The following is a 22,681-nucleotide window of genomic DNA, read 5'->3' as shown; positions in this document are numbered from 1 at the left end:
CCACGCGGCACCGACAGCCCCGGCTGCTCAGGGTGCGGGCGGCCGGCGCTCAGCCGGGGAGAGCAACAGGACCTCCAGGGCCCGTGCGCAGGAGCGGGCCTGCGCCAGGAACCAGCCGGTGCGCACGTCCGTGATCACGGACGGTGTGGCCCGGACCGCCAGAGCGAAGCGGGCATGACCGGCGCCGTCCAGGACCGGGACCGCCAGGGTCCGCACCCCGTGCGCCGACTCGCCGTCGTTGAGCGCGTAGGAGTCGGACCGCACCTTGGCCAACTCGGCTTCCAGAGCAGCCGGTTCGACGATCGTCCGGTCGGTGAACGCGGGCAGCGGAGGCAGCGAGGAGGGCCCGCCCTCGCCCGGCCGGGCCCAGGCCAGCAGGACCTTGCCGAGCGCGGTGGAGTGCAGCGGTCTGCGCAGCCCCACCTTCGGCGTGACCGAACCGCCCGCGACGATCACCGCATGGGGGCCGCTGCGCAGGGCCAGGTCGGCGGTGGCGCCGGTGCGTTCGGCGAGATCGGTCAGCTCGGGGGCGGCCAGATGCAGGCCTCGCTGGTGGTACGAGAGCCTGCCCAGCTCGGTCACGGCGGGGCCCAGCCGGTAGCGGGACGTACGGGCGTCCTGTTCCAGGAAGCCCGCGCCGAGCAGGGTGCGGGCCAGCCGGTGCGCGGTGGAGGCGGAGAGCGAGAGGCGGCGGGCGAGGTCGGAGGCGCTGAGGTCGGGGCCGTTGTCGTGGAAACAGTGCAGGACGTCCAGGGCGCGCTGTACGGCCTGCGCTCCACCGGGAGTACGCACTGCCGCGGCCTCGGTCATATCGGTTCACTCTCCGCTCGTGAGGGGGCATGTGATTGCCACATTACGGGAGTTGAAGTTCCGGAGAACCGAGCGGTGAAACACTGTGTTCACACTGAATCCCACATCATGGGAAGCGAGTTGTGGGACGGCCTCGGTGCGTGGCAGGCTGCGGCACGTCAGCACCGACGAGCGGAAGGGAGCAGTGCCATGGCCGGTCGCCGAACCGCGACTCCAGCCCACGCCGCTCCGGCCCATGCCGCTCCCGTCCACGCTGCTCCGGTCCCGCTCGACCTGACCCTGCGCCGTCACATAGACCTGGCGCGGGTCTCCAGCGCCGCCTGTCGCTGACCGCCTCACCCCGCGCGTTCTCCTTTCTCCCTCCGCCGCGTTCCGGCGCGGCCGGGGCCTTCGGCCGTACCCGGTGTCCGCATCCCGGCGTACGCGCCACGACCCCCTCCGCTTCGCCGACCCCTCGGGAAGACCCCCATGACGCATGCCGTCCTGCCCCGGACGCTCTGGTTCACCCGCTGTCCCGTCCCCACCGCGACCGGCATCGCCGCCGACCGCCGGTGGCTCACCGAAGAGTTCGCCCCCGACGGCATCACGGTGCGGTCCCTCCAGGACGCCGCGCCCGGTGCCGACCCGGCCACCCACTACACCCACGCCCTGCCGGGCCTGTTCCGCGAAGGCGGCAACGTACCCGCCCTGTGGGCCCGTTCGCGCGGCGAGCGGACCCGGCTGATCGGTCTCACCTGGATCGAGGAACGGCAGGCCGTACTGGTCGCCCCCGGCTCCGGAATCCGGGGCGTCGAGGCCCTGCGCGGACTGCGGCTCGCCGTCCCCGTGCACGACATCGCCATCGACTTCTGGCGGGCCATGGCCCTGCGCGGCTTCGAGTGCGCGCTCGCCGCCGCCGGACTCGTACCGGACGACGCCACGTTCGTCGACGTACCCGCCGCCGGACACCGGGGCCAGTGGGCCGCCGAGCTGGCGGCGCTGCGGCGCGGTGACGTGGACGCCGTGTACGTGAAGGGCGCGCTGGCCGTCGAGGCCGCCCGGCGGGCGGGCGCGGAGGTCGCCGTCGAACTCGACGAACTGGCCGACCGCCGGTTCCGCGTCAACAACGGCACCCCGCGCCCCATCACCGTTCACCAGCAGCTCCTCGACGACCACCCCGGCCTCGTCGACCGCTTCCTCGCCGTCCTGCTCAGGGCCGCCGACTGGGCCACCGAACAGCCCGCCGAAGTCGCCCGGATCCTCGGCGCCGAGACCGGCGCGGGCGCGGGCGGAGTCGCCGGGGCCTACCGGCCGGGCACCCATCGCACCCTCCACCCCGATCTCTCTGCGGACCGACTGGCCCTGCTCGCCGAGCAGGAGACCGGGCTGCGCGCCCACGGCTTCCTGCCCGAACCCGTCGACATCACGGCCTGGGCCGACCCCGAGCCGCTGCGCCGGGCCACCGCACTGGCCGCCTCCCGCCCCGCCCACCGCGCCTACGCCCCCTGAGTTGTGAGGACCCCGACACCATGAACCTGCCCCGACCACTGCGCACGGCCGTCGCCCCCGCGCTCCTCATGGCAACCGCACTCCTCGCCGTCACCGCCTGCGGCTCGTCCGAGGCCGACAGCGGCGGTTCCGGCGCCAAGGGCACGGTGGACATCCGCATCCCCGACCCCGGCAACTCCGGTGTGCTCGCCCTCGGCAAGAAGGACGGCAGCCTCGGCAAGGCGCTCGCCAGGGCCGGTGCCAAGGTGCGCTGGACCGGCAGCGCGGGCCCCTTCGCCCCGGCCGCCCAGGCGATGAACGCCGACCAGCTGGACGTCGCCACCGGCTCCATCACCTCCGGCATCACCTCGCTCGCCCAGCGCCCCGGCTTCAAGTTCTTCACCGCCGTCGACCCGGACGCGGCCGGCGAGGGCATCCTCGTCAAGAACGGCTCCGGCATCGCATCGGTCAAGGACCTGGTCGGCAGGAAGGTCGCCGTCAACCAGGGCGGCACCGGTGAATACCTGCTGCTGAAGGCACTCGCCAAGGCCGGGATCCCCGCAGACAAGGTCAAGCGGGTCTATCTGCGGCCCGACCAGACGGCTGCCGTCTTCAACGCGGGCAAGGTCGACGCCTGGGCGGTCTGGGCGACCTATGCCGTGGCCGAGATCGGCAGCGGCAAGGCGCACTTCGTCGCCGACGGCGCCGCGATCGGCTCCGACAACTACAGCCTCAACGCCGTACGCACCGGCTTCGCCGAACAGCACCCCGAGATCGTCAAGGCGCTCTACCAGTACCTCCATGACGCCAGCGCCAAGGAGAAGCAGAACCCGGCCGCGTACCTGAACGTCTTCACGGACGTCGGGCCCACCGCCGTCACCGGCAGGGCGAAGGAGGTCCAGACCGAGTTCACCCGCAAGGGCGGCACGGTCGACCCCATCGGAGCCGAGGACATCACACGCTTCGAGGACGTCGCCGGCTTCTACGCCGAGCAGAAGGTCACCACGGACAAGGTCGACGTCGCCGCCCACCTCCTCGACATCGAGAAGCTGAAATGAGCGACACCGGCCTGCACCCGGGCCTCGTCCGGCCCCGCCCCCAGCGGCGCAAAGCCCGCAGCCGGACCCACTCCGCGACCGTCCGGGCGCTCGGCCCCCTCGCCCTCCTCGTCCTGTGGTGGGCGGCCTCCGCCACCGGACTCCTCACCCCCGACGTACTCGCCTCGCCCGCCGAAGTGCTGCGTGCGGTTGGGGAGTTGTGGGGTAACGGGCAGCTGCCCGACGCGCTCACCACCTCCCTCACCCGCTCCGGACTCGGCCTGCTCATCGGGCTCGCCGCCGGGCTGGTCCTCGGCATCACCACCGGTTTCACCCGCCTCGGCGACGAACTCCTCGACTCCTCCATCCAGACCCTGCGCACCATCCCGTTCCTCTCCCTGGTGCCCCTGTTCATGGTCTGGTTCGGGATCAACGAGACCGCGAAGATCCTCCTCATCGCCGTCGCCACCACCTTCCCGATGTACGTGTCAACATCGAGCGGGGTGCGCAACACCGACCCCAAACTCATCGAGGCCATGCGCAGCTTCGGCATGGGCCGGTTCGTCCTCGTACGCGAAGTCGTCCTGCCCGGAGCCCTGCCGTCCCTGCTCGCCGGGCTGCGGCTCTCCATGACACTCAGCGTCATCGCCCTGATCGCCGCCGAGGAGATCAACGCCACGGCAGGCATCGGTTATCTGATGTCCCAGGCACAGAGCTACGCCCGCACCGACATCCTCGCCGTCTGCATCCTCGTCTACGGGCTGCTCGGACTCACCGCCGACATCGTCGTACGGCTGCTGGAAAGCGTACTGATGCCCTGGCGCACCCCACAGGGAGCCACCCGATGACCGAACCGACTTCCCAACCAGCGGTACGGGTACGGGGACTGCGGCGGGTATTCGGCGACCGCGCCGTGCTCGACGGAATCCGACTCGACATCGCACGGGGCGAGTTCGTCGCCCTGCTCGGTGCGAGCGGAAGCGGCAAGACGACCCTGCTGCGCATCCTGGGCGCACTCGACGGAGCCGACGGGGGAGAGGTCCTGGTCCCAGAGGCCCGCACCGTCGTCTTCCAGGAACCCCGGCTCGTCCCGTCGAAGAAGGTCCTCGCCAATGTGACGGTGGCCCTGCCGCGCGGCCGCTCCGGACACGGGCTGCGGGCCCTGGCCGAAGTCGGTCTCGAACGGCACGCCGACGCCTGGCCCGCCACCCTCTCCGGCGGCGAGGCACAGCGCGTCGCCCTCGCCCGCGCCCTGGTCCGCGAACCCGAACTGCTGCTGCTCGACGAGCCGTTCGCCGCACTCGACGCCCTGACCCGGCTCAGGATGCAGGACCTGGTGGGAGAGCTGTGCCGCAAGCACCGGCCCGCCGTCCTCCTCGTCACCCACGACGTGGACGAAGCGGTACGGCTCGCCGACCGGGTCGCCGTGCTGCGCGACGGCCGGCTGATCACCGATGAACCGGTCACCGTCGACCGGCCGCGCGACCCCGGCGACCCCGCCTTCGGAGCCCTGCGCCGACGGCTGCTCGACGACCTCGGGGTCGAGACGGCCCCGAATCCCGCGAAGACCCCTGAACGAACCGAAGTCGGAGTGATCTGAATGACCATCACCATCGGTGTGCACAGCAGCAACCCGTCCCTCTACCACCTGTACCACCTCTCCCGGCTCGGCTACGCACAGGAGGAGCTGGCCCCGCTCGGCGAGAGCGTCGTCTTCCACCCGTACACGAACGGGGTCCGCACCGGCGAACTCCTCAGCCGCGGCGTCATCGACTTCGGCGGCACCGGCTCCACCCCGCCGGTCACCGCCCAGGCCGCCGGCCACGACATCGTCTACACCGCGGTCTCCGCACCGCGCCCCGAACACGGCGCGCTCCTCGTCCCCGAGGACAGCCCCGTGCACACGGTCGCCGACCTCAAGGGCGCCACCGTCCACCTCGCGATCGGCTCCTGGCAGACCCACCTCATTGCCAAGGCGCTCGACGACGCCGGGCTCTCCTACGCCGACGACATCACCGCCGTCCGCAGCGACGACCACAGCGAGGAACTGCTGCGCACCGGTGCCATCGCCGCCTGGGTGGCCCAGGGCGCCCAGCTTTCCGCGGCCCGCCGCACCGGCGGACTGCGCACCCTGATCCGTACCGGCGACGTCATCACCGACCGCTCCGTCTTCTTCGCCCGCCGCGACCTGGCCGAGAGCCGCCCCGAGGTCGTCCAGGCGCTCAACCGCGCCCTCCAGCGCGCCGACGACTGGGCGGCGGCCCACTCCCGCCAGGCGGCCGAGATCGCCGCCGCCGACCTCGGCGGATCCGCCGACGACTGGGAGACCGCGCTGCGTACCCTGCCGTGGCAGATCGAGCCGGTCACCGATGCCTTCATCGCCGAGCAGCAGGAAGCGGCCGACATCTTCCACCGCACCGGCTTCATCGACCGCCCGGTCACCGTCGCCCACGCCCTGGCCGGCGCCGGCGCGGACAGGGCGGCGTGACGACATGGCGACCGAAGTCCTCTGGTACGTCATCCCGCGCGAAGGCGCCTACCCCTGGGAGCCCGAGGGGCGGCGGCCGGTCGATCTCGGCTACCTCGCCCAGCTCGCGGGCACCGTCGAACGGCTCGGCTACAGCGGCGCGCTGCTCGCCACCGACCTGTACGACGTGTGGCCGCTCGGCAGCGCGCTGGCCGCCTCCACCGGCACCGCGTTCAAGCCCCTGCTGGCCGTCCACCCCGGTCTGATCTCCCCCACCCTGCTCGCCAAGATGGCCCTCAGCTTCGACAACCTCTTCGGCGGCCGGCTCCGCTTCAACGTCGTCAACGGTTCGACGAAGTCCCTCCAGGAGTACGGACTCCATGTGGAGCACGACGAGCGGTACGAACTGAGCGCGGAGTACTGGTCGATCGTGAAGCGCCTCACCGCCGGTGAGGTCTTCGACCACAAGGGCCGCTTCTACGACCTGAAGAACGCGGGCGCGTCCTTCCGGGAGCTGAAACCGGTCCAGGAATCGCACATCCCGCTCTGGTTCGGCGGCTCGTCCGCCCCCGGGATCGAGATGGCGGCCGAGCATGTCGACGTCTTCCTCACCTGGGGCGAACCCCCGCACCTGCTCAAGGAGAAGCTGGACCGGGTCAGGGCGCGGGCCGCCGCGTACGGCCGCACGCTCAGGATCGGGCTCCGCCTCCACCTCATCGTCCGCGGCACGGAGGACGAGGCCTGGGCGGCGGCCGACCGGCTCCTCGACGTGACGAGCGAGGCGACCTACGCCCGGCAGCTCGGTGACCGGGCAGGGGAGGACGGCGTGGGCTGGCAGCGCCAGTTCCGCCAGCACGGCGGCAAGGTCCCCGCGCACGCCCGGGAGTTGGAGGCGCACCCCAACATGTGGCCGGGCATGAGCCTGTTCCGCCCGGGGCCGGGCACCGCGGTCGTCGGCTCGACGGCCCAGGTCGTCGAGCGCCTCAAGGAGTTCGAGGAACTGGGCGTCGACACCTTCATCCTCTCCGGCAACCCGCTGCTGGAGGAGGCCTACCGGGTGGCGGAGACGGTGCTGCCGGCGCTGGGCATCACCCGCTGACCCGGTCCGGTGCCGGAACCGACGGCCGGGGAGCGGGAGCGCGCGGGTGTGCCCCCCGCTCCCCGGCGACCGGGCCCTGCTCAGCGGGAGAAGCGATGCGTGCCGGAGCCGACGGCGAAGACCGCGCAGCCGTCCTCCGGACGCAGGAACCGCGCCGAGCAGTGGGCCACCTCCGACCCGGCGGACGCCGCTATCCACACCTCGGCGGTGGTGTTGACGGGCAGCGAGACCTCCAGCCGGAAGGTGCCCGAGGCGGTGCTCCAGCCGGTGGAGACCGGACCGTACGGCGAGTCGAAGCGGGCCTGGGCCTCGTTCACCCCGCCACCGGGCCTGGGCCGGACGACCAGGTGCTTGAACCCGGGACCGCCCGGCGCGATCCCGGCGATGTGCGCGTACATCCACTCGCCCACCGAGCCGTACGCGTAGTGGTTGAAGGAGTTCATGCCGGCGTCCTGGAAGGAGCCGTCCGGACGGACCGAGTCCCAGCGCTCCCACATCGTCGTCGCGCCCCGCTCGATCTGGTAGCCCCAGCTCGGGAACGTGCGCCGGTGGAGCAGCCGGTGGGCGACATCGGTGCGGCCGGCCGCGGTGAGCGCGGGGAGCAGACGCGGTGTGCCGAGGAAACCGGTCGACAGATGCCAGTCCCGGGCCTCGATCAGCTCCACGAGCCGGTCGGCGGCGGCCCTGCCGTCGTCCCCGGCCAGCAGGTCCATGGAGAGCGCGAGCACGTACGAGGTCTGGGTGTCGCCCTTGACCCGGCCGCCCGCCGAGACGTACGCCGCCCGGAAGGCGTCCCGGACCCTGCCGAACAGCGCACGGTACGGTGCCGGGTCCTCGCCCAGCACCTCGGCGGTCCGTGCGACGAGATCGGCGCTGTGGGCGTAGTAGGCGGTGCCGATGACGTCCTTGGGTGTCTCGTCGTCGATGTTGAGCCAGTCGCCGTAGCCCTCGGCCGGGCGCAGACAGCCCTCGCTGTGCCGGTCCAGGTACTCCAGCCACCTCAGCATCGAGGGCCAGCTCCGCTCCAGCACCCGCACGCCCCCGTAGGCGCAGTAGAGCGCCCACGGCACGGTGACGCCCGCGTCCCCCCAGCCCGCCACCCCCCGGCCCAGCGGGCCCACATGGGGTGCCACGTCGGGGAACGCGCCGTCGTCGGACTGGCTGTCGCGCAGGTCCCGCAGCCACTTGGTGAGGAAGCGCGCCGAGTCCATGACGTACGCGGCCGTCGGGGCGAAGACATTGATGTCACCGGTCCAGCCGAGCCGTTCGTCCCGGGCGGGGGTGTCGGTGGGCACGGACAGGAAGTTGCCGCGCAGGCCCCAAGTGATGTTTTCGTGCAAGCGGTTGAGCATCGGGACGTCGGTGGCGAAGTCGAGCGTTAAGGGTGCCGAGGTGCGCATCACGAGACCGGTGACGGCATCCGGGGCCGGGGTGCCCGGATACCCGGTCACCTCCACGTAGCGGAATCCGTGGAAGGTGAAGCGCGGCTCGTACGTCTCCGGGCCGCCGCCCTTCAGGGTGTACCTGTCGGTGGCGCGGGCCGAGCGCAGATTGGCCGTGTACGGCGTGCCGTCGGGGTTCAGCGCCTCGGCGTGACGCAGCCGCACGGTGGTGCCGGCCGGACCGGAGACCTTGAGGCGGACGGAGCCGACCATGTTCTGCCCGAGGTCGAAGACGAAGACCCCGGGCCGTGGTTCGGTCACCTCCCGCGCCGTCAGCTCCCGCACCACCTCGACGGGCCGGTCGAGCTGGGCGACCGGCTCGGCGCGGACCCCGCCGACCGGTTCGGCCGGGAGCCAGCCCGAGTCGTCGAAGCCGGGTTCCGTCCAGCCCCCGGTCTCCCGGCGGGCGTCGTACTCCTCGCCCGCCATCAGGTCCGCGTCGATGACCGGCCCCCCGACGGCCCGCCAGCCGGGCGCCGACACGACACGCTCCGTCGAACCGTCCTCGTAGGTGACCTCCAACTGGGCCAGGAGCGCGGGTCGTTGACCGTACTGGTGCGGGCCGAACCAGCCGATGCCGCCCGCGTACCAGCCGGAAGCGAGGTTCACCGCCAGCGCGTTGGCCCCCGGGCGCAGCTGACCGGTGACATCGTGCGTCCGGTACTGCACCCGCCGGTCGTAGTCGGTCCAGCCGGGTGCCAGCCGGTCCCGCCCGACCTGACTGCCGTTGAGGTGCGCCTCGTACAGCCCTAGGGCGGTGGCGTACAGCCTGGCCCGCGCCACCGGACGGTCGGCGAGCCGGAACTCGTGGCGGAGCTGGATCACGGGGGCATGGGCGGGAGGGGTGGAGGTCCACGGCCCGGCGCCCCGCGGCGCCGTCCACGGGGGGAATCGCGGTGATCGCGAGGATGTTGGCGCCGGGTCTCAGCCGCTCCGTGACATCGACGACGCGCGGTGAACGTCCGGTGACCACAGGGGCGTCGGTCTCGGTGTGGTCGGCCTCGAAGCCGTTGACGTACACGGTGCATCGGCATGCTTCCGGAGCACCTGCTGGACACGGAGCCGGTCGACCGGCTGGGCCGCTGGGGGCCGGGCCTGCGCGACATGGTCTGGGCGAACGAACTCCCCGTTCCGGCCCCGGCGTCCGCCGAATCCGAGGGCGGGACCTACTTCCCCGACGCACAGTGGATGACCGTGCGCTCCCGGACCGCCGGCCGAGAGGTGGGATTCGCGGCGAAGGGCGGTCACAACGAGGAGCCCCACAACCACAACGACCTGGGCAGCTTCGTCGTGGCCGTGGACGGCGAACCGCTGCTGGCCGAGCTGGGCGCGGGCTTCTACAACGGGCAGTACTTCGGCCCCGACCGTTACGACATCCTGTGCACCGGATCCCAGGGGCACAGCGTCCCGCTGCTGAACGGCACCGTCCAACGGGCCTCCCGGGAAGCCGCGGCCGAGGTGCTGGCGGCCGAAAACGCCCCCGGCCGCGCCCTGTTCAGGATCGACATCTCCGCCGCCCACCCCGTCGCCGGACTCACCTCCCTCGTCCGGGAGTTCACCTTCACCGACGGAGTGCTCACCCTTCGCGACCGGTTCGAGGCCGAGGCCCCGCTCGACATCACCGAGCGGTTCATGTCCTTCGCCCCGATCGAGGTGACCGCACCGGGCGAAGCCCTGATCCAGGGCGAAACCGCCGCCCTGCGGCTGTACTACGACGTGACCGCGTGGCAGCCACGGCTGAACCATTACCCCCACGTACGCCAGGACGCGACCGGCACCACCGTCCACAGCCTCGACCTGCGCCACACCGGCGCCACCGCGCACTTCGAACTCCGGGCGCACCCCGAGTGACGAACCGCCCTACGCGCCCGGACGTCCGCGGCGCAGGGAACTCTCCCTGACGATGAGCTCCGGCTGGATCACAATGGTGCGGACCGGCAGCGGACCGTCGGCCTCGGCCTGGTCCCGGACCAGGTCGACGGCGGTCCGCCCGAAGATGTCGCGGGGCCGCCGCACGGTCGTCAGCGGAACCGCCGTGGTGGCCGCGAACTCCATGTCGTCGAAGCCGACCAGCGCGATGTCGGCGGGGACGCGCAGCCCGGCCCGGTTCCCGAGCGACTGCATCAGGCCCAGGGCCACCGAATCATTGGCCGCGACGATGCCGTCCGGCCGCTCGGCCGGGCGGCGCGCCGCGATGACCTCCCCGACGTGCAGCCCGGCGGTCACGATGCGCTCGTCGGTGGGAATCACCTCCAGCGACACACCGGGGTGCTCCCGTACGGCCTTCCGCGCGCCGTCGAGCCGCTCACCGATCTGGCGGACCGACTCGGGCCCGCCGACGAAGGCGATCGACCGGCACCCCTGCTCGATCAGGTGGATCACGGCCCGCCGGGTGCCGAGCGCGTCGTCCACCGCGACCGACGAGAAGCGGTCCGACGGGGCGTAGGCGTCCACCAGCACGGTGGGGATGTCGCGTGCCGCCAGGAGTTCGAGGTCCTCCGGCCGGGTGGTCCCGGACGCGAGAATCAGCCCGCGCACCCGCTGCTGCACGAACATGTCGATGTACTGGGACTCCCGCACCGGGTCGCCGTCGCTGCTCGCCAGCACGAGGAAGAGCCCGTTCTCCGCGGCCCGCCGCTCCACCGCGTGCGCCACCTCGCCGAAGAACGGGTTTCTGAGCTCCAGCGCGACGAAGGCCAGGGTGTTGCTCCGCCCCGTGCGCATCTGCCGCGCCGCCTCGTTGCGGACATAGCCGAGGTCCTTGATCGCCCGGCGCACCCGGTCCGAGGTCGCCGGAGCCACGCGATGCGGCGTGTTCAAGTACTTGGACACCGTTCCCACGGAGACCCCCGCAAGTTCGGCGACCTCTCGGATGCTGACCACTGCTGCGTACCTCCCGGGCCGGGCCGCAGCGGCCGGCCGACTCCTGGACGGTGAATCCTTGTCCGCACACCTTGGCCCCGGTATGAAGCCTCTGATGGACACTGAAGGGGCACGAAAACAGACACCTTCGAACAGTGTCAATGATACGTTTCATCGATCACCGTGACCGATGTCGAACACCGACCAGTTCGTCCCGCCGCGCTCACGGACATGGATGCGTGGACCGCGGCAGACCGTGCTCCGGCCCGCCAGGGCCCGGACGTCGGGCCGGACCGGCCGGACCGCCCCCGGCTCGACCGTGTGCTCCGTGATCCTGCCGTACGTCAGCACGTCGTCGAGATCCAGGAAGGCCACCCGCCCGCCGTCCAGCGCGACGCCACTGACGCGGCTCACCCGGGTGGTGCGGGCCCGCACGGAGCCGTCGGCCCGGACCTCGATCAGGGGATGGTGCATGTAGGGACAGGCTCAGGGCGTCGTGCCATGGACGTTGAGGGCGAGGCAGCCCGACATGTCCAGCGGTCCGGGCCCGGGGCCGAACGACCACAACGGTTCGCCCGTGCTGCTCCAGCGCCACAGACCGGGGCGTACGTGGCATGGGCCTTTCTGGTGGTCATGGCGGAGATCATCCACGGGAACGGTGCCCGTGGGCAATCCCCCGCACGCGATGCAGGGGCGGAGACCGGCCGTCCACGGGCCGCTTCCGTACGGCGCACGGCAACGCGGCCGCCGCACCGGGCGCGGGCTGCGGTGGCCGGTGCCCGGTGCGAGACTCGGAGCGTCGGGAAGGACCGCCGTGCCGCACGGCACGGGCACCGTCGAAGGAGCCGGCCATGCTCACCACCCGTTATGTCGACGGAGCGCCCAACTGGACCGACCTGGGCACACCCGATCTCGACGGGGCCGTCGAGTTCTACACCGGCCTCTTCGGCTGGGAGTACGTGGCCGGCGGCCCGGAGACCGGTGGCTACGGCATCTTCACGCTGGACGGGAAGACCGTCGCCGGCGCGATGACGGTCACCGAGGAGCAGGCGGCGCCGTCCTGGTCGGTGTATTTCCGGTCAGCGGACGCCGACGCCACGGCGCAGGCGGTCGAGCGGGCCGGCGGCACCGTGCCGGTCGCCCCGATGGACGTCCTGGACCTCGGCAGGATGGCCGGCTTCAGGGACCGGGCGGGGGCCTTCTTCGGCATCTGGCAGCCGAAGGAGAACCCGGGCCTGGGCGCCGTGGGCGTCCCGCGCAGTCTGTGCTGGGCCGAGCTGTACACCCCGGACGTCCCCGCGGCCGCCGCGTTCTACGGCGCGGTCTTCGGGTGGGAGAGCGAGCGGACACCGTTCCCCGGCGGCGGCGGGTCCTACACGGTGATCCGGACCAGGGGCGGCGGCGAGCAGACGGGCTTCGGCGGCTTCGTACAGCTGAACGCGGTGCCGACGCAGGCGGTGGCCGGCCCGCACTGGCTGCCCTACTTCGAGGTGGACGACTGCGACGAGGCGGCCGAGGACGTGGAGCGGCTTGGCGGCAAAGTGACCCTGGAACCGATGGAGATGGAAGGTGTGGGAAAGTTCGCCAACGTCGCCGATCCGGACGGGGCCGAGTTTGCCCTGATCAAGAGTGCGCCGCCGCCGCAGAGCTGACCGGAAGTCATCGGCGCGCCGTATTGATGAGGCGTTGATCAGTCGTTTATCGCGACCGGGCACTGTGGACCGCATGCTGATCAACACCGCGGCCGACCCCGCACTCGCCTGGCAGGAGACAGCGCTGTGCGCCCAGGCGGGGCCCGAGTTCTTCTTTCCCGCCCCCGGCAGCTCCACCCGTGAGGCCAAGCAGCTCTGCAGCGCCTGCGAGGGGCGCGAGGCCTGCCTGGAATACGCCCTCGCCAACGACGAGCGCTTCGGCGTATGGGGCGGGCTGTCCGAGAAGGAGCGGGACCGGCTGCGCAGAGCCGGTCGCGGCTGAGGCCATCCTGAGTCCGGTTCCGGACTCAGGATCGACCCGGGATACCTGACGTCCGAAGCCGATCTCGGCCGTCTGATCGCCGGGGTCCGCCGCGCCGAGTCGCTGCTGTCGAGCCCGCGGCTCGCCGCGCACACCTCGGGCCCGATGGGCGTGTACCCCGGCCGGGTCGACGACGCCCGCCTGGCCGAGGCGATCCGCTCCGGAGCCGAGACGCTGTACCACCCGGTCGGTACCTGCCGGATGGGCGAGGACCCGGCCTCCGTGACCGACCCGAGGCTACGGGTACGCGGCGTGGCGGGGTGGTCGTGACGAACGAATGGTTCTCGTGGTCCACCGGTATCCGGTCGGTGACGTCCATCCGGGAATCGGGGCCCCTCAGCGCGGGCCGTCACCGGGCTGCGACGATGTCCGGATGAATGATCACGACCGGAACAGCTTGCTCGCGGCGGCGGTGCGGCTGCGCACCGAGGGCCAGCAGGAGGAGGCACGGCAGCGACTGCTGTCGCTCTCCGCCGAATTCCCCGCGGACGTGGAAATCGCCTATCAGACCGCCTGGGCCCACGATGTGCTCGGTCTGGAGGCCGAGGCGGTGCCGTTCTACGAACGCTGCCTGGACGGGACCGGGCTGTCGGAGGAGGACCACAGGGGCGCGCTGCTCGGCCTGGGGAGCACGCACCGGGTGCTCGGGCAGTACGAGAAGGCCGTCGAGGTGCTCCGCGACGGTGCCGAGCGGTTCCCCGACGACGGGGCGTTGCGCACGTTTCTCGCCATGGCCCTGTTCAACACCGGTGAGCACCACGAAGCCATGCGGTTGCTGCTGGAACTGCTGGCGACCAGCAGCGCGGACCCGTATGTGCGCCAGTACCGGGCGGCGATCGAGCACTATGCGCGGGATCTGCACGAAACGGTGTGAGACCCGCGCGGGGCGTCGGCCGCGGCCCGCCGGACAGGGTTGCTCAGCATCCCCTTCCGGCGGGCCGCGGCCTTCGGGGCCGTCAGGCGCCGGCGCGCGCGGCCATCCGCGCCTTGCGGGCCGCCAGCTTCTCGTCGAACTTCGCCGCCTCGCTGTCCAGGCCGCCCATGTACAGGCCCAGCTCCTCCTGCGCCTTCAGGCCGTCGGGCCCCAGGCCGTCGATGGAGAGGACCTTCAGGTAGCGCAGCACGGGCTGGATCACGTCGTCGTGGTGGATGCGCATGTTGTAGATCTCGCCGATCGCCATCTGCGCGGCGGCCCGCTCGAAGCCGGGCATGCCGTGACCGGGCATCCGGAAGTTGACCACGACATCGCGAACGGCCTGCATCGTCAGGTCAGGGGCGAGCTCGAAGGCCGCACCGAGGAGGTTGCGGTAGAAGAGCATGTGCAGGTTCTCGTCGGTCGCGATCCGCGCGAGCATGCGGTCGCAGACCGGGTCGCCCGACTGGTGGCCGGTGTTGCGGTGCGAGACGCGGGTGGCCAGCTCCTGGAACGCGACGTACGCCACGGAGTGCAGCATCGAGTGGCGGTTGTCCGACTCGAAACCCTCCGCCATGTGTGCCATCCGGAACTGCTCCAGCTTGTCCGGGTCGACGGCCCGTGAGGTGAGCAGATAGTCACGCATCACGATGCCGTGCCGGCCCTCCTCCGCGGTCCAGCGGTGCACCCAGGTGCCCCAGGCACCGTCGCGGCCGAAGAGGGAGGCGATCTCGTGGTGGTAGCTGGGGAGGTTGTCCTCGGTCAGCAGATTCACCACCAGCGCGACCTTGCCGATGTCGGTGACCTTGGACTGGTCGGCCTGCCAGGCCTCACCGTCCTCGAAGACACCGGGGAAGTTCCGCCCGTCGGAGAACGGCACGTACTCGTGGGGCATCCAGTCCTTGGCGACCTTGAGATGGCGGTTGAGCTCCTTCTCCACCACCTCTTCGAGGGCGTACAGCAGCTGGGCGTCGGTCCACGCCTTCGGGCTGCCGAGGTGGGGAGCGGTGATCGTCACGGGGAACTCCTGGGGACGGGAGAAGTACCTACGGATACGTAGGTTACGAGACCGTAGGTTAAAGCGGCGGTAAGCCCTCCGCCAAGCCCGCCCTCGCGATGTCCGGTTACGTAACGCTATGTACGCAGTTCCCGGCACACGCACGGGGGCTTCCGGCGCGGACGCGGGTCCGTGGGCGAGGTGCGGTGCGCGGGAGCCGTGTCGGCGGACCGCCGGTGACCGGGGGCCGGCCGGCCCCCGGCCGCGGGGTGCTCTGAGCTGTCGGCGTACTCGGAGCGGACCCTACGGGGGCGCGGGCACGGTCGGGCCGCGGTCAGAGCAGATGGTCCGCCGCGCCGGACTTCACCGCGGAGATCAGCGCCCGCAGCGCCTCCACGGAGTCACTGACATAGGTGGTGGCGTCCGTGGTGGAACCGATGTACGCCTTGCCCTGGTCGTCGACTCCGAAGCGGAAACAGTTGGCGCCCTCGCTGCAGAAGGCCTCGTCCCAGCAGATATCGGTCATGGTCGCTCTCCTCGGAGGTCCTGAGTTATGGATCGGATGAAGTCGCGCGATTCCTCGACGGGCAGTGCGAGCGTGCGCAGACGCTCCAACAGGCCGCGATACCGGCGTAGTTGCATGTCGGAGTCCAGCAGCATCGAACCATGCGAGGAATCGAGCTGTACGGTGTCGAGCTGCGGCACCGCGGCGCCCGCATAGGTGAACGACTGTCCGGCGCCCGGGAAACCGCCGGCCGCGAACGGAATCACCCGGACCGTGATCCGGTCCCGCTCGGACTGCCCGAGGATGCGGTCCAGTTGGGCCCTCGCCACGTTCGGGCCACCGAACTGCATGCGCAGCGCCGCCTCGTGGATCACCGCCTCGTACATCGGCGGACGGTCCCGGTCCAGCACCTCCTGGCGGCGCAGCCGGAGCGACAGCCGGGCCATCAGATCGGGTCCGGGCAGTTGTGGATCGGCCGTGTCGAAGACCGCCCGCGCATGCTCCTCGGTCTGTAGCAGGCCGGGGATGTGCGTGGTGGTGGATGTTGTCAACTCCATCGCGTGGTACTCGAGTTCGGCGATGTCGAGCAACCCCGGCAGGAGCAGTCCGCGATGCTCCTCCCACCAGCCCCCGGCGCGTTCCTGGGCCATCTCGGCGAGCAGGTCGACCAGCCCGGTGTCCGGGCAGCCGTAGTTGAAGGCGAGGGTGCGGACCCGCTCGGCGCTGATGCCGAATCGCCCCGATTCGATGTTCGGGATGCGGGTGCGGTCGACGCCGAGCAGCGCGGCGGCCTGCTGGACCGGCATGCCCGACTGCTCGCGCAATTTGCGCAGTTCGTGGCCGAGCCGCTGCTGCCGGGCGGTCGGGGTGCTTCTGGGCGGCAAGGCGTGGTTCCTTCCGGGGAGGGGTGAAATGACCGGAACCGCACAAGTAGTAGCACTGTGCTCCACGGTGCGCTACGGTCGGTAGCGCAAGTCTCACACGGGGCGACCGTGCCTATGTGTGTGATCGTCACCATAATTACCGAAATGTGAGCATCTTGATGAAAGGCGCACTGCGTTGTCTCCCGGCCGTCGCACCTGCCGGACCCCACCCACCGGTGGCTGACAACCTGAGCTATTCCTTCGCACTGCCCGGCGGCGCCTTCTGCGCCGGCCTCGCACGCGGTGCCGTGAGTGACCTCCTCACCCGGCACGGCCTCGCGGAGCTCCGGGAGACGGCGGTACTCGCCGCCTCGGAACTCGTCGCGAGCGCCTACCGGTTCACCCCGGACCGGGAGATGCTGCTGCGCGTGCACTGGCAGTTCGACGCACTCCGCATCACCCTCTATGACCAGCACCCCTGCCACGGCTCGGCCGTGATGTCCGAGCAATGCCGCGAACGCCGCAGCGGCAGCATGTGGCTGCTGGCCGCCGCGGTCGACGCGCACGGCGGGGACTGGGGGCTGGCGCCCGCGCTGACCGCGTCAGGCGGCTGCAAGGCCTGGGCCTTACTCCACCGCTGAACCCACGCCGTCCGGCCGCCCGGTGCGCTGGGCCGTCCTCCGGCGGCGCCGGCCCGTCGGACGCGAGGTCAGCAGGGACCGCCGAGCAGATCGGTCAGACTGCGGTCCAGATCCAGGAACCGGTGTTCGTCGCCGACCGGCACCATCTCCTGCGCCCGCGCCAGGAAACGGCGCAACTCCGCCGTGCGGACGTGCACCATCGCGATTCCCTCGACGGCATGGAATTCCAGGACCGTGCGGTCGTAGCCGAACGGCCTGACGCGTACGTCCCCGACACCGGCCGCCCCGTCCATCCCCGCCGCCAGCAGTTCGCGGGAGAACTCCCAGGCGACCTCGGTGCCTTCCAGGGTCGCCGGGGCGGGAAACGCCATGCGTACGGCGAACGGATCCTTCTGGTCGTACTGCAGGGTGGCGGGAAGGGTCTCCATCCGCGGTGCGGATGCGACCATGCGGGCCTGCACGGACTGCTCGATAACGGTGGACAAGACCTGCTCCCTTTCTCGGCCAGATGAACGGTTCCCGGCACTGATACAGACGACGGAAGTCCCGCATCCGTGCACCGGAAGGCTGCGTGAGCTGTATCACCGCACGCCTCCGCACCCCTCGCGTGCCCACTTCCCGGCGGCGCGCCCTGGACTGGGCACAACTCGTGGGCTAGCTTCCAGCGCCATGAGGGTCAAGGGGAAGACGAGACGACTGATGTCATGGGGGCTCTGTGTGGCGGCACTGACCGCAACACTGGCCACACCGGCAGCCGCGGCAACACCGTGGGGACAACACCGGCCGGGCGAACGACCGGCCTGGACGCTCACCGACACCGGAACCGACGCCCGCTTCCGCGGTCTCGCCGCCGTCAGCCGCAGCACCGCCTGGGTCGCGGGCTCCAAGGGCACGGTGCTGCGCACCTCCGACGGCGGCCGGCACTGGCGCGATGTGTCACCACCCGGTGCGGCCCAGGAGGCGCTGGAGTTCCGCGACATCGAGGCATTCGACGCCCGGCGCGCGGTGGCACTGGCCATCGGGGAGGGGGAGGCCTCCCGGGTGTTCCGCACGGACGACGGGGGAGCGACCTGGACGGAGTCCTTCCGCAACACCGACGCGCGCGCCTTCTACGACTGCCTCACCTTCTTCGACAGCCGGCACGGACTGGCGATGAGCGATCCCGTGGACGGGAAGTACCGCATCCTGTCCACCGCCGACGGCGGCCGGAGCTGGCGGGTGCTGCCCACCGAGGGCATGCCGCAGGCGCAGACCGGCGAGGCGGGATTCGCCGCCAGCGGGCAGTGCCTGGTCTCCTCGGGCCCCCGGGACGTCTGGCTCGCGACCGGCGGCGCCGCCACCGCACGGGTGCTGCACTCCGCCGACCGCGGGCTGACCTGGACCGCGACCGGATCGACGATCCCGGCCGGCGACCCGGCCCGCGGCGTCTTCGGCCTGGCCTTTCGCGACCGCCACCACGGCATCGCGGTCGGCGGCGACTACCGGGCCGGAGAGCCGTCGCCGGATGCCGCAGCCGTGACGGGTGACGGCGGCCGCAGCTGGCGGCAGGCCGCCACCCCGCCGACCGCCTACCGCTCGGGTGTCGCCTGGCTGCCGCACAGCAGGTCCGGCGCGCTGGCGGTCGGTCCGACCGGCACCGACCTCACGACGGACGGCGGCCGCACCTGGCGCACGGTCGACACCGGGTCGTACGACACCGTCGACTGCACGCCGGACGGCGGCTGCTGGGCCGCGGGCGAGAAGGGACGAGCGGCGCGCGCGGGCCGCCCGGGTTAGCTCGAACCGGTCGTCGCTGACCCGTCTCGCCGCACCGTCAGTCGTCTTGGGCCCAGCTCACGGAGGCACGGTCCCCAAGGGCAGGGCTTCTTCGGCCGGTTCAGGCAACCCGGGCCCGGCCGGATCCCGTGTGCCGGGTACCGGCTATCCGGGCAACTGCCGGCGATACGGAGCCAGTTCGTCCGAGGTCTTCGTCGCGATGAACTCGGTGATGCGGTACGCGCACACGCCCTGTGCCGTGAACGGGTCCTCCGAAACGATCTTCTCGATCCGCGCACGGTCGTCGCCGACGGCCAGGATCACCCCGCCGTCGCGGGGGTTCTTGCGGCCCGACGCGATGAACACCCCCGCCGCGTAATACGTGTCCAGCCAGGCGACATGGTCCTGGAGCAGCGCGTCGACGCGCTCGACAGGGGCGGTGTAGGTCAGTTCGAGTACAAACATGATCGCCAGGCTACGGGACGGGCCCGGCCGACTCCGGACCCGTCCTGTGGGCTGCCTTTAGACTCGGCGGCACCATGACAAACCTTCCGATGCCCGCCGACGAGGCCGAAGCCCGAGCCCTCCAGGACGCCCTGCGCGCCCGTGTGGTGCTCGACGAACCCGGCCCGCCGCCCGGAACCGGCCGGGTCACGGGGGTCGACGTCGCCTACGACGACGAGCGCGATGTCGTCGTCGCGGCAGCGGTCGTCCTCGACGCGGCGACGCTCGACGTGGTCGCCGAGACCACCGCCGTCGGCCGGGTCACCTTCCCGTACATCCCGGGCCTCCTCGCCTTCCGGGAGATCCCGACCGTGCTGGCCGCACTCGAATCCCTGCCGGTCGACCCCGGGCTCGTGATCTGCGACGGATACGGCCTGGCGCACCCGCGCCGCTTCGGACTCGCCAGCCACCTCGGGGTGCTCACCGGTCTCCCGGTGATCGGCGTCGCCAAGAACCCGTTCACCTTCTCGTACGAGCAGCCGGGCCCCCGCCGTGGCGACTGGTCGCCGCTGCTCGACGGCGAGGAGGAAGTGGGCCGGGCGCTGCGCACCCAGGACGGCGTCAAACCCGTCTTCGTATCCGTCGGGCACCGGACCGGTCTGGACAACGCCTGCGCCCACACCTTGCTGCTGGCCCGTGACTTCCGTCAGCCGGAGACCACCCGCAGGGCCGACTCGCTCTGCCGGCAGGCCCTGCGGGAGGCGACCGCCTGAGTATGCGTACGGATTCCGTTTGCCGATCATGACCGGCAAGCTTGTACGCATGAACGAACATCGAACGTCCACGCGACCCGGCACCGTCTATCTCGCTCAGCGCCGGGTCGCGATAGGGATGACACTCGGGATGGTCGCGGGAGCGGTCTGGGCCGTCTCGATGATCTGCACGCTGGTGTCCTGGGCACTCTGAGCCCGCAGCGCCCGCCCGCCCCGCCCCGGCTACTTGTGCTGGTCCGGCCCCTGGGCGTTGAGCAGTGCGCGCCAGGTGCCCTCGTCCCCGATGCCCGTTGCGGGCAGATTCCGGGACTCCTGGAACTCCTTCAGTGACCGCATGGTCGCGAGGGTGTACGTACCGGTGCTGTCGGTCGGCACCCCGGCGTGGTGCAGCAGGTACTGCACCGCCGTGATGGCGTCGGGCTTCGTCGTGCGGGAGTCGACCGTGGTGATCAGCAACGGCCAGGTGTCCTTCCCGACCTTGCCGTCCGGGGTCAGGCCATGTGCGGCCTGGAACTCCTTCACGGCCTTTGCCGTGGCCGGACCGTAGTCGGCGTCGACCTTCACGTCGAAGCCGTTCGCCCGCAACAGCAGCTGCACCGTACGCGCCTTCCAGAGCACGTTGCCCTTGCGGGCCAGTGGCCAGTCCGTGCCTTCGGACGGCCGGTCCGACACGTTCGCCGTGGCCTTGGCATCGCTCTGTTCCGCGGTCGGCACCAGCCACCACACGAAGCTGCCGAGCACGAGCAGGAGGAGCGACGCGATGGCCAGGGCCGGGAACGCGACGGGGGAGCGGTCTTGCCAACGAGCCGCCTTGCGCTCGTCGGCCGGCCCGGCCGACACGGGCGTGCCGGTGCCGTCCTCCACCGGCGTCCGGCCGGGCGCCGTCGTGGCCGCCGGGCGCTTGCGGGCCGGGGCCGTCCCGGCCGCTGCGTCCGCCAGGGCGCATGCCCGGACCAGGTCGTCGGCCGGAGCCCGCAGCGCCGAGTGCAGCTGCTCGACGATCCTGCGCGGAGCGTTGGAGGCGTGGGCGGGATTCAGATAGCGCGACAAGGTCGTCTGGTCGACCCCCAGCCGCTTGGCGAGGGACTGCTGAGTGGGTTTCTCGCGGCCGTCGCGCGCCGACGACTCCCACCAGTTCCTCAGCAACTCGGCGAGCGCTCGCCCAGGTTGCTCGTCACGGCCCGCCACAGTGTTGTCCGTCATCGTTCTTCCCCGACTCTCTGTGTGCATAGCCGCAGGTCAACGCCGTGCATCGGGAGCGTGCCTAGGCGCATCGACCTGCGGGACGCAGATCGTAGTGAAAGCCCCGTTCCGTGCCGCACAGTTGAGGAGCGGCCGGCCCGTCGGCCCCGCGGACCCACTCCGTTCCCACCCCTTAGCAGGGGTGCTCCTGCCTGCGCATTCGCGGCGGACGGGGTGGTCACCGCCCTCCCGCCCGAGGAACAAGGAGATCTGAGCATGCATCGGACATCACCCGTACGAGTGCGCGTCGCCCTGACCGGCACGGTCGTGGGAGCGGCCCTGGTCGCGCTGGGCGTGATCGCTCCGACCGTCGAGGCCGCGCCGCCCTCGTCGTACGGGGTCGGCGGTGTGGACACCAGTCACCACAACCACGAGGTGAAGGGGAGGGCGGATACTGCGATCGACTGGAACCGGGTGGCCGCTTCGAACAGCTTCGCCTTCCTCAAGGCCACCGAGGGCGACTTCAACAAGGACGGATGGTTCGCCCGGGACTACGCCGCCGTCTCCAGGACCTCGCTGCTCCGCGCCCCGTACCACTTCTTCCACCCACGGACCACGGCCGACGGTGCCGCCCAGGCCCGGCACTTCGTCGCGACCGCCCGGGCGGCCGGCTACCGGGGGAACCGGGCGGGCGAACTGCCGCCGGTGCTCGACGTCGAGAAGCTGCCCGCGGGCGGTGGCAGGGAAGTCTGCCCGAAGGCGCTGCGCGACCAGCAGCTCCGGGTCTTCCTCAGCGATGTGAAGAAGGCCTTCGACGTCACTCCCATCGTCTACACCCGGGCGTCCTTCGTGAAGGAGTGCATGGCCGGCAAGGGCGGGGTGTTCGCCGGGTATCCGCTGTGGCTCGCCCGGTACGGCAGCCATGCGAACGAACCCCATCAGGTGCCCGGCGCCGGGCGGTCCTGGACCTTCTGGCAGTACACGACGACGGGAGCCAGCCCGGGAATCGACGGCCCGGCCGACCTCAATGTCTTCCGCGGCAGCAGGGCGGAACTCCGGGCGATGACGAAGGAAGGGGCTCCGCGGCCGAGCGGTTCCTGAAGGCGGCAGCGGGAGCCGCGGCCGGTCCCGCGCAGCCCGGTCCGCGCAAGCGGAACAGATGTCCGGTCACCCCAGTCGGGGCGGCCGGACACCGGCATGTCGCCTGCCCCTTGCTCAGCGGGCCGACGCGACCCGGAACCGCAGACCGGCCGAGCGCAGCCGCTCCAGCAGCGCGTCACCCATCGCGGCGGCCGTGGTGACCTGCCCCGATGTCGGCGGGAGCTCGTCCAGGGCGAGGCAGAGCGCGGACTGGGCGAGCATCTTCGCCGTCTCGTCGTAGCCGGGGTCGCCGCCCGAGACCTCGGTGAAG

At 71.3% G+C, this 22,681-nt stretch carries 26 protein-coding genes and 2 pseudogenes; 17 read left to right on the top strand and 11 right to left on the bottom strand.

Features of this window, described 5'->3' with window-relative positions:
- Positions 1 to 27: 27 nt before the first annotated feature.
- Positions 28 to 810: an IclR family transcriptional regulator gene (locus tag ABZY11_RS09870; protein WP_356478645.1), complete on the bottom strand. Its 783-nt coding sequence runs from the start codon at positions 808 to 810 to the stop codon at positions 28 to 30.
- Positions 811 to 999: 189 nt separating this feature from the next.
- Here ABZY11_RS09870 and ABZY11_RS09865 point away from each other — a divergent pair, with 189 nt between their 5' ends.
- From ABZY11_RS09865 to ABZY11_RS09835, 7 genes are all read left to right on the top strand, one after another.
- A complete protein-coding gene (locus ABZY11_RS09865; protein WP_356478644.1) occupies positions 1,000 to 1,140 on the top strand; it encodes a putative leader peptide in 141 nt (46 codons plus the stop codon).
- Between the two features lie 138 nt (positions 1,141 to 1,278).
- Complete coding sequence (locus ABZY11_RS09860; RefSeq protein ID WP_356478643.1) at positions 1,279 to 2,298, top strand: ABC transporter substrate-binding protein; 1,020 nt, start codon at positions 1,279 to 1,281, stop codon at positions 2,296 to 2,298.
- A gap of 20 nt (positions 2,299 to 2,318) precedes the next feature.
- On the top strand, positions 2,319 to 3,335 hold the full coding sequence (locus tag ABZY11_RS09855; protein WP_356478642.1) for an NrtA/SsuA/CpmA family ABC transporter substrate-binding protein: 1,017 nt from the start codon (positions 2,319 to 2,321) through the stop codon (positions 3,333 to 3,335).
- Positions 3,332 to 4,162, top strand: a complete 831-nt coding sequence (locus tag ABZY11_RS09850; RefSeq protein ID WP_356478641.1) for an ABC transporter permease — start codon at positions 3,332 to 3,334, stop codon at positions 4,160 to 4,162. The genes ABZY11_RS09855 and ABZY11_RS09850 overlap by 4 nt, the downstream gene beginning before the upstream one ends.
- Positions 4,159 to 4,914: an ABC transporter ATP-binding protein gene (locus ABZY11_RS09845; protein ID WP_356478640.1), complete on the top strand. Its 756-nt coding sequence runs from the start codon at positions 4,159 to 4,161 to the stop codon at positions 4,912 to 4,914. Before ABZY11_RS09850 ends, ABZY11_RS09845 begins: the two co-directional genes overlap by 4 nt.
- The gene (locus ABZY11_RS09840) at positions 4,915 to 5,802 is read left to right on the top strand and encodes an ABC transporter substrate-binding protein (protein WP_356478639.1); all 888 of its coding nucleotides are present in this window, start codon (positions 4,915 to 4,917) and stop codon (positions 5,800 to 5,802) included.
- 4 nt (positions 5,803 to 5,806) lie between these two features.
- Entirely contained in the window at positions 5,807 to 6,880 is a 1,074-nt protein-coding gene (locus tag ABZY11_RS09835) for an LLM class flavin-dependent oxidoreductase (RefSeq protein ID WP_356478638.1), read from the top strand.
- 80 nt (positions 6,881 to 6,960) lie between these two features.
- Here the strand turns inward: ABZY11_RS09835 and ABZY11_RS09830 are convergent.
- Positions 6,961 to 9,283 (bottom strand): annotated as a pseudogene (locus tag ABZY11_RS09830) (glycoside hydrolase family 78 protein); the annotation flags it as partial.
- Between the two features lie 71 nt (positions 9,284 to 9,354).
- On the opposite strand from ABZY11_RS09830, the gene ABZY11_RS09825 reads away from it, so the two are divergent.
- Entirely contained in the window at positions 9,355 to 10,173 is an 819-nt protein-coding gene (locus ABZY11_RS09825) for a heparinase II/III family protein (protein ID WP_356478637.1), read from the top strand.
- 9 nt (positions 10,174 to 10,182) lie between these two features.
- Here ABZY11_RS09825 and ABZY11_RS09820 read toward each other — a convergent pair whose 3' ends face one another.
- Entirely contained in the window at positions 10,183 to 11,205 is a 1,023-nt protein-coding gene (locus ABZY11_RS09820) for a LacI family DNA-binding transcriptional regulator (RefSeq protein ID WP_356478636.1), read from the bottom strand.
- Positions 11,206 to 11,355: 150 nt separating this feature from the next.
- Positions 11,356 to 11,658, bottom strand: coding sequence for a hypothetical protein (locus ABZY11_RS09815; RefSeq protein ID WP_356478635.1), 303 nt, complete (start codon positions 11,656 to 11,658; stop codon positions 11,356 to 11,358).
- A 377-nt stretch (positions 11,659 to 12,035) separates the two neighbouring features.
- Here ABZY11_RS09815 and ABZY11_RS09810 point away from each other — a divergent pair, with 377 nt between their 5' ends.
- The 4 genes from ABZY11_RS09810 (at position 12,036) to ABZY11_RS09795 (ending at position 14,071) form a co-directional block, all read left to right on the top strand.
- Positions 12,036 to 12,836, top strand: a complete 801-nt coding sequence (locus ABZY11_RS09810) for a VOC family protein (RefSeq protein WP_356478634.1) — start codon at positions 12,036 to 12,038, stop codon at positions 12,834 to 12,836.
- A 73-nt stretch (positions 12,837 to 12,909) separates the two neighbouring features.
- Positions 12,910 to 13,158, top strand: a complete 249-nt coding sequence (locus ABZY11_RS09805; RefSeq protein WP_356478633.1) for a WhiB family transcriptional regulator — start codon at positions 12,910 to 12,912, stop codon at positions 13,156 to 13,158.
- Positions 13,159 to 13,188: 30 nt separating this feature from the next.
- Positions 13,189 to 13,467, top strand: coding sequence for a GMC family oxidoreductase (locus tag ABZY11_RS09800; RefSeq protein ID WP_356478684.1), 279 nt, complete (start codon positions 13,189 to 13,191; stop codon positions 13,465 to 13,467).
- A gap of 103 nt (positions 13,468 to 13,570) precedes the next feature.
- Complete coding sequence (locus ABZY11_RS09795; RefSeq protein ID WP_356478632.1) at positions 13,571 to 14,071, top strand: tetratricopeptide repeat protein; 501 nt, start codon at positions 13,571 to 13,573, stop codon at positions 14,069 to 14,071.
- A gap of 82 nt (positions 14,072 to 14,153) precedes the next feature.
- Here ABZY11_RS09795 and ABZY11_RS09790 read toward each other — a convergent pair whose 3' ends face one another.
- From ABZY11_RS09790 to ABZY11_RS09780, 3 genes are all read right to left on the bottom strand, one after another.
- On the bottom strand, positions 14,154 to 15,128 hold the full coding sequence (locus tag ABZY11_RS09790) for an acyl-ACP desaturase (protein WP_356478631.1): 975 nt from the start codon (positions 15,126 to 15,128) through the stop codon (positions 14,154 to 14,156).
- A 313-nt stretch (positions 15,129 to 15,441) separates the two neighbouring features.
- On the bottom strand, positions 15,442 to 15,633 hold the full coding sequence (locus tag ABZY11_RS09785) for a hypothetical protein (RefSeq protein ID WP_356478630.1): 192 nt from the start codon (positions 15,631 to 15,633) through the stop codon (positions 15,442 to 15,444).
- Positions 15,630 to 16,496, bottom strand: a complete 867-nt coding sequence (locus tag ABZY11_RS09780; RefSeq protein WP_356478629.1) for a helix-turn-helix transcriptional regulator — start codon at positions 16,494 to 16,496, stop codon at positions 15,630 to 15,632. The genes ABZY11_RS09785 and ABZY11_RS09780 overlap by 4 nt, the downstream gene beginning before the upstream one ends.
- 215 nt (positions 16,497 to 16,711) lie before the next feature.
- Here ABZY11_RS09780 and ABZY11_RS09775 point away from each other — a divergent pair, with 215 nt between their 5' ends.
- A complete protein-coding gene (locus tag ABZY11_RS09775) occupies positions 16,712 to 17,116 on the top strand; it encodes an ATP-binding protein (protein WP_356478628.1) in 405 nt (134 codons plus the stop codon).
- A 68-nt stretch (positions 17,117 to 17,184) separates the two neighbouring features.
- Here ABZY11_RS09775 and ABZY11_RS09770 read toward each other — a convergent pair whose 3' ends face one another.
- A complete protein-coding gene (locus ABZY11_RS09770; RefSeq protein WP_356478627.1) occupies positions 17,185 to 17,601 on the bottom strand; it encodes an SsgA family sporulation/cell division regulator in 417 nt (138 codons plus the stop codon).
- Positions 17,602 to 17,785: 184 nt separating this feature from the next.
- Here ABZY11_RS09770 and ABZY11_RS09765 point away from each other — a divergent pair, with 184 nt between their 5' ends.
- On the top strand, positions 17,786 to 18,892 hold the full coding sequence (locus ABZY11_RS09765) for an oxidoreductase (RefSeq protein WP_356478626.1): 1,107 nt from the start codon (positions 17,786 to 17,788) through the stop codon (positions 18,890 to 18,892).
- Between the two features lie 144 nt (positions 18,893 to 19,036).
- On the opposite strand, the gene ABZY11_RS09760 is transcribed toward ABZY11_RS09765, so the two are convergent.
- A complete protein-coding gene (locus ABZY11_RS09760) occupies positions 19,037 to 19,336 on the bottom strand; it encodes a YciI family protein (protein ID WP_356478625.1) in 300 nt (99 codons plus the stop codon).
- 74 nt (positions 19,337 to 19,410) lie between these two features.
- Between ABZY11_RS09760 and ABZY11_RS09755 the strand changes: the two genes are divergently transcribed.
- On the top strand, positions 19,411 to 20,088 hold the full coding sequence (locus ABZY11_RS09755) for an endonuclease V (RefSeq protein ID WP_356478624.1): 678 nt from the start codon (positions 19,411 to 19,413) through the stop codon (positions 20,086 to 20,088).
- 49 nt (positions 20,089 to 20,137) lie between these two features.
- Positions 20,138 to 20,281, top strand: a complete 144-nt coding sequence (locus ABZY11_RS09750) for a hypothetical protein (RefSeq protein WP_356478623.1) — start codon at positions 20,138 to 20,140, stop codon at positions 20,279 to 20,281.
- 29 nt (positions 20,282 to 20,310) lie between these two features.
- Here ABZY11_RS09750 and ABZY11_RS09745 read toward each other — a convergent pair whose 3' ends face one another.
- Positions 20,311 to 21,291: a peptidoglycan-binding protein gene (locus ABZY11_RS09745; RefSeq protein WP_356478622.1), complete on the bottom strand. Its 981-nt coding sequence runs from the start codon at positions 21,289 to 21,291 to the stop codon at positions 20,311 to 20,313.
- Between the two features lie 255 nt (positions 21,292 to 21,546).
- Between ABZY11_RS09745 and ABZY11_RS09740 the strand changes: the two genes are divergently transcribed.
- Positions 21,547 to 22,371 carry a glycoside hydrolase family 25 protein gene (locus ABZY11_RS09740; protein WP_356478621.1) on the top strand — a complete coding sequence of 275 codons (825 nt, stop codon included), beginning with the start codon at positions 21,547 to 21,549 and terminating at the stop codon, positions 22,369 to 22,371.
- 114 nt (positions 22,372 to 22,485) lie between these two features.
- Here the strand turns inward: ABZY11_RS09740 and ABZY11_RS09735 are convergent.
- A pseudogene (locus tag ABZY11_RS09735) lies at positions 22,486 to 22,681 on the bottom strand (saccharopine dehydrogenase); the annotation flags it as partial.

Origin of the sequence: Streptomyces sp. NPDC006510, from assembly GCF_040611955.1 — a bacterium.
Lineage (GTDB): Bacteria > Actinomycetota > Actinomycetes > Streptomycetales > Streptomycetaceae > Streptomyces.
The sequence above is the reverse complement of the archived record's forward strand: the minus strand, read 5'-3'. Positions and strand labels throughout refer to the sequence as shown.

What these genes read in the sequence shown, in the direction of transcription:
- ABZY11_RS09845 (WP_356478640.1), top strand. Translation starts at nt 4,159, where the DNA reads ATGACCGAACCGACTTCCCAACCAGCGGTACGGGTACGGGGACTGCGG.
- ABZY11_RS09840 (WP_356478639.1), top strand. Translation starts at nt 4,915, where the DNA reads ATGACCATCACCATCGGTGTGCACAGCAGCAACCCGTCCCTCTACCAC.
- ABZY11_RS09785 (WP_356478630.1), bottom strand. Translation starts at nt 15,633, where the DNA reads ATGACCGATATCTGCTGGGACGAGGCCTTCTGCAGCGAGGGCGCCAAC.
- ABZY11_RS09835 (WP_356478638.1), top strand. Translation starts at nt 5,807, where the DNA reads ATGGCGACCGAAGTCCTCTGGTACGTCATCCCGCGCGAAGGCGCCTAC.
- ABZY11_RS09740 (WP_356478621.1), top strand. Translation starts at nt 21,547, where the DNA reads ATGCATCGGACATCACCCGTACGAGTGCGCGTCGCCCTGACCGGCACG.
- ABZY11_RS09860 (WP_356478643.1), top strand. Translation starts at nt 1,279, where the DNA reads ATGACGCATGCCGTCCTGCCCCGGACGCTCTGGTTCACCCGCTGTCCC.
- ABZY11_RS09755 (WP_356478624.1), top strand. Translation starts at nt 19,411, where the DNA reads ATGACAAACCTTCCGATGCCCGCCGACGAGGCCGAAGCCCGAGCCCTC.
- ABZY11_RS09865 (WP_356478644.1), top strand. Translation starts at nt 1,000, where the DNA reads ATGGCCGGTCGCCGAACCGCGACTCCAGCCCACGCCGCTCCGGCCCAT.
- ABZY11_RS09765 (WP_356478626.1), top strand. Translation starts at nt 17,786, where the DNA reads ATGAGGGTCAAGGGGAAGACGAGACGACTGATGTCATGGGGGCTCTGT.
- ABZY11_RS09810 (WP_356478634.1), top strand. Translation starts at nt 12,036, where the DNA reads ATGCTCACCACCCGTTATGTCGACGGAGCGCCCAACTGGACCGACCTG.
- ABZY11_RS09745 (WP_356478622.1), bottom strand. Translation starts at nt 21,291, where the DNA reads ATGACGGACAACACTGTGGCGGGCCGTGACGAGCAACCTGGGCGAGCG.
- ABZY11_RS09815 (WP_356478635.1), bottom strand. Translation starts at nt 11,658, where the DNA reads ATGCACCATCCCCTGATCGAGGTCCGGGCCGACGGCTCCGTGCGGGCC.
- ABZY11_RS09855 (WP_356478642.1), top strand. Translation starts at nt 2,319, where the DNA reads ATGAACCTGCCCCGACCACTGCGCACGGCCGTCGCCCCCGCGCTCCTC.
- ABZY11_RS09750 (WP_356478623.1), top strand. Translation starts at nt 20,138, where the DNA reads ATGAACGAACATCGAACGTCCACGCGACCCGGCACCGTCTATCTCGCT.
- ABZY11_RS09805 (WP_356478633.1), top strand. Translation starts at nt 12,910, where the DNA reads ATGCTGATCAACACCGCGGCCGACCCCGCACTCGCCTGGCAGGAGACA.
- ABZY11_RS09760 (WP_356478625.1), bottom strand. Translation starts at nt 19,336, where the DNA reads ATGTTTGTACTCGAACTGACCTACACCGCCCCTGTCGAGCGCGTCGAC.
- ABZY11_RS09825 (WP_356478637.1), top strand. Translation starts at nt 9,355, where the DNA reads ATGCTTCCGGAGCACCTGCTGGACACGGAGCCGGTCGACCGGCTGGGC.
- ABZY11_RS09850 (WP_356478641.1), top strand. Translation starts at nt 3,332, where the DNA reads ATGAGCGACACCGGCCTGCACCCGGGCCTCGTCCGGCCCCGCCCCCAG.
- ABZY11_RS09795 (WP_356478632.1), top strand. Translation starts at nt 13,571, where the DNA reads ATGAATGATCACGACCGGAACAGCTTGCTCGCGGCGGCGGTGCGGCTG.
- ABZY11_RS09870 (WP_356478645.1), bottom strand. Translation starts at nt 810, where the DNA reads ATGACCGAGGCCGCGGCAGTGCGTACTCCCGGTGGAGCGCAGGCCGTA.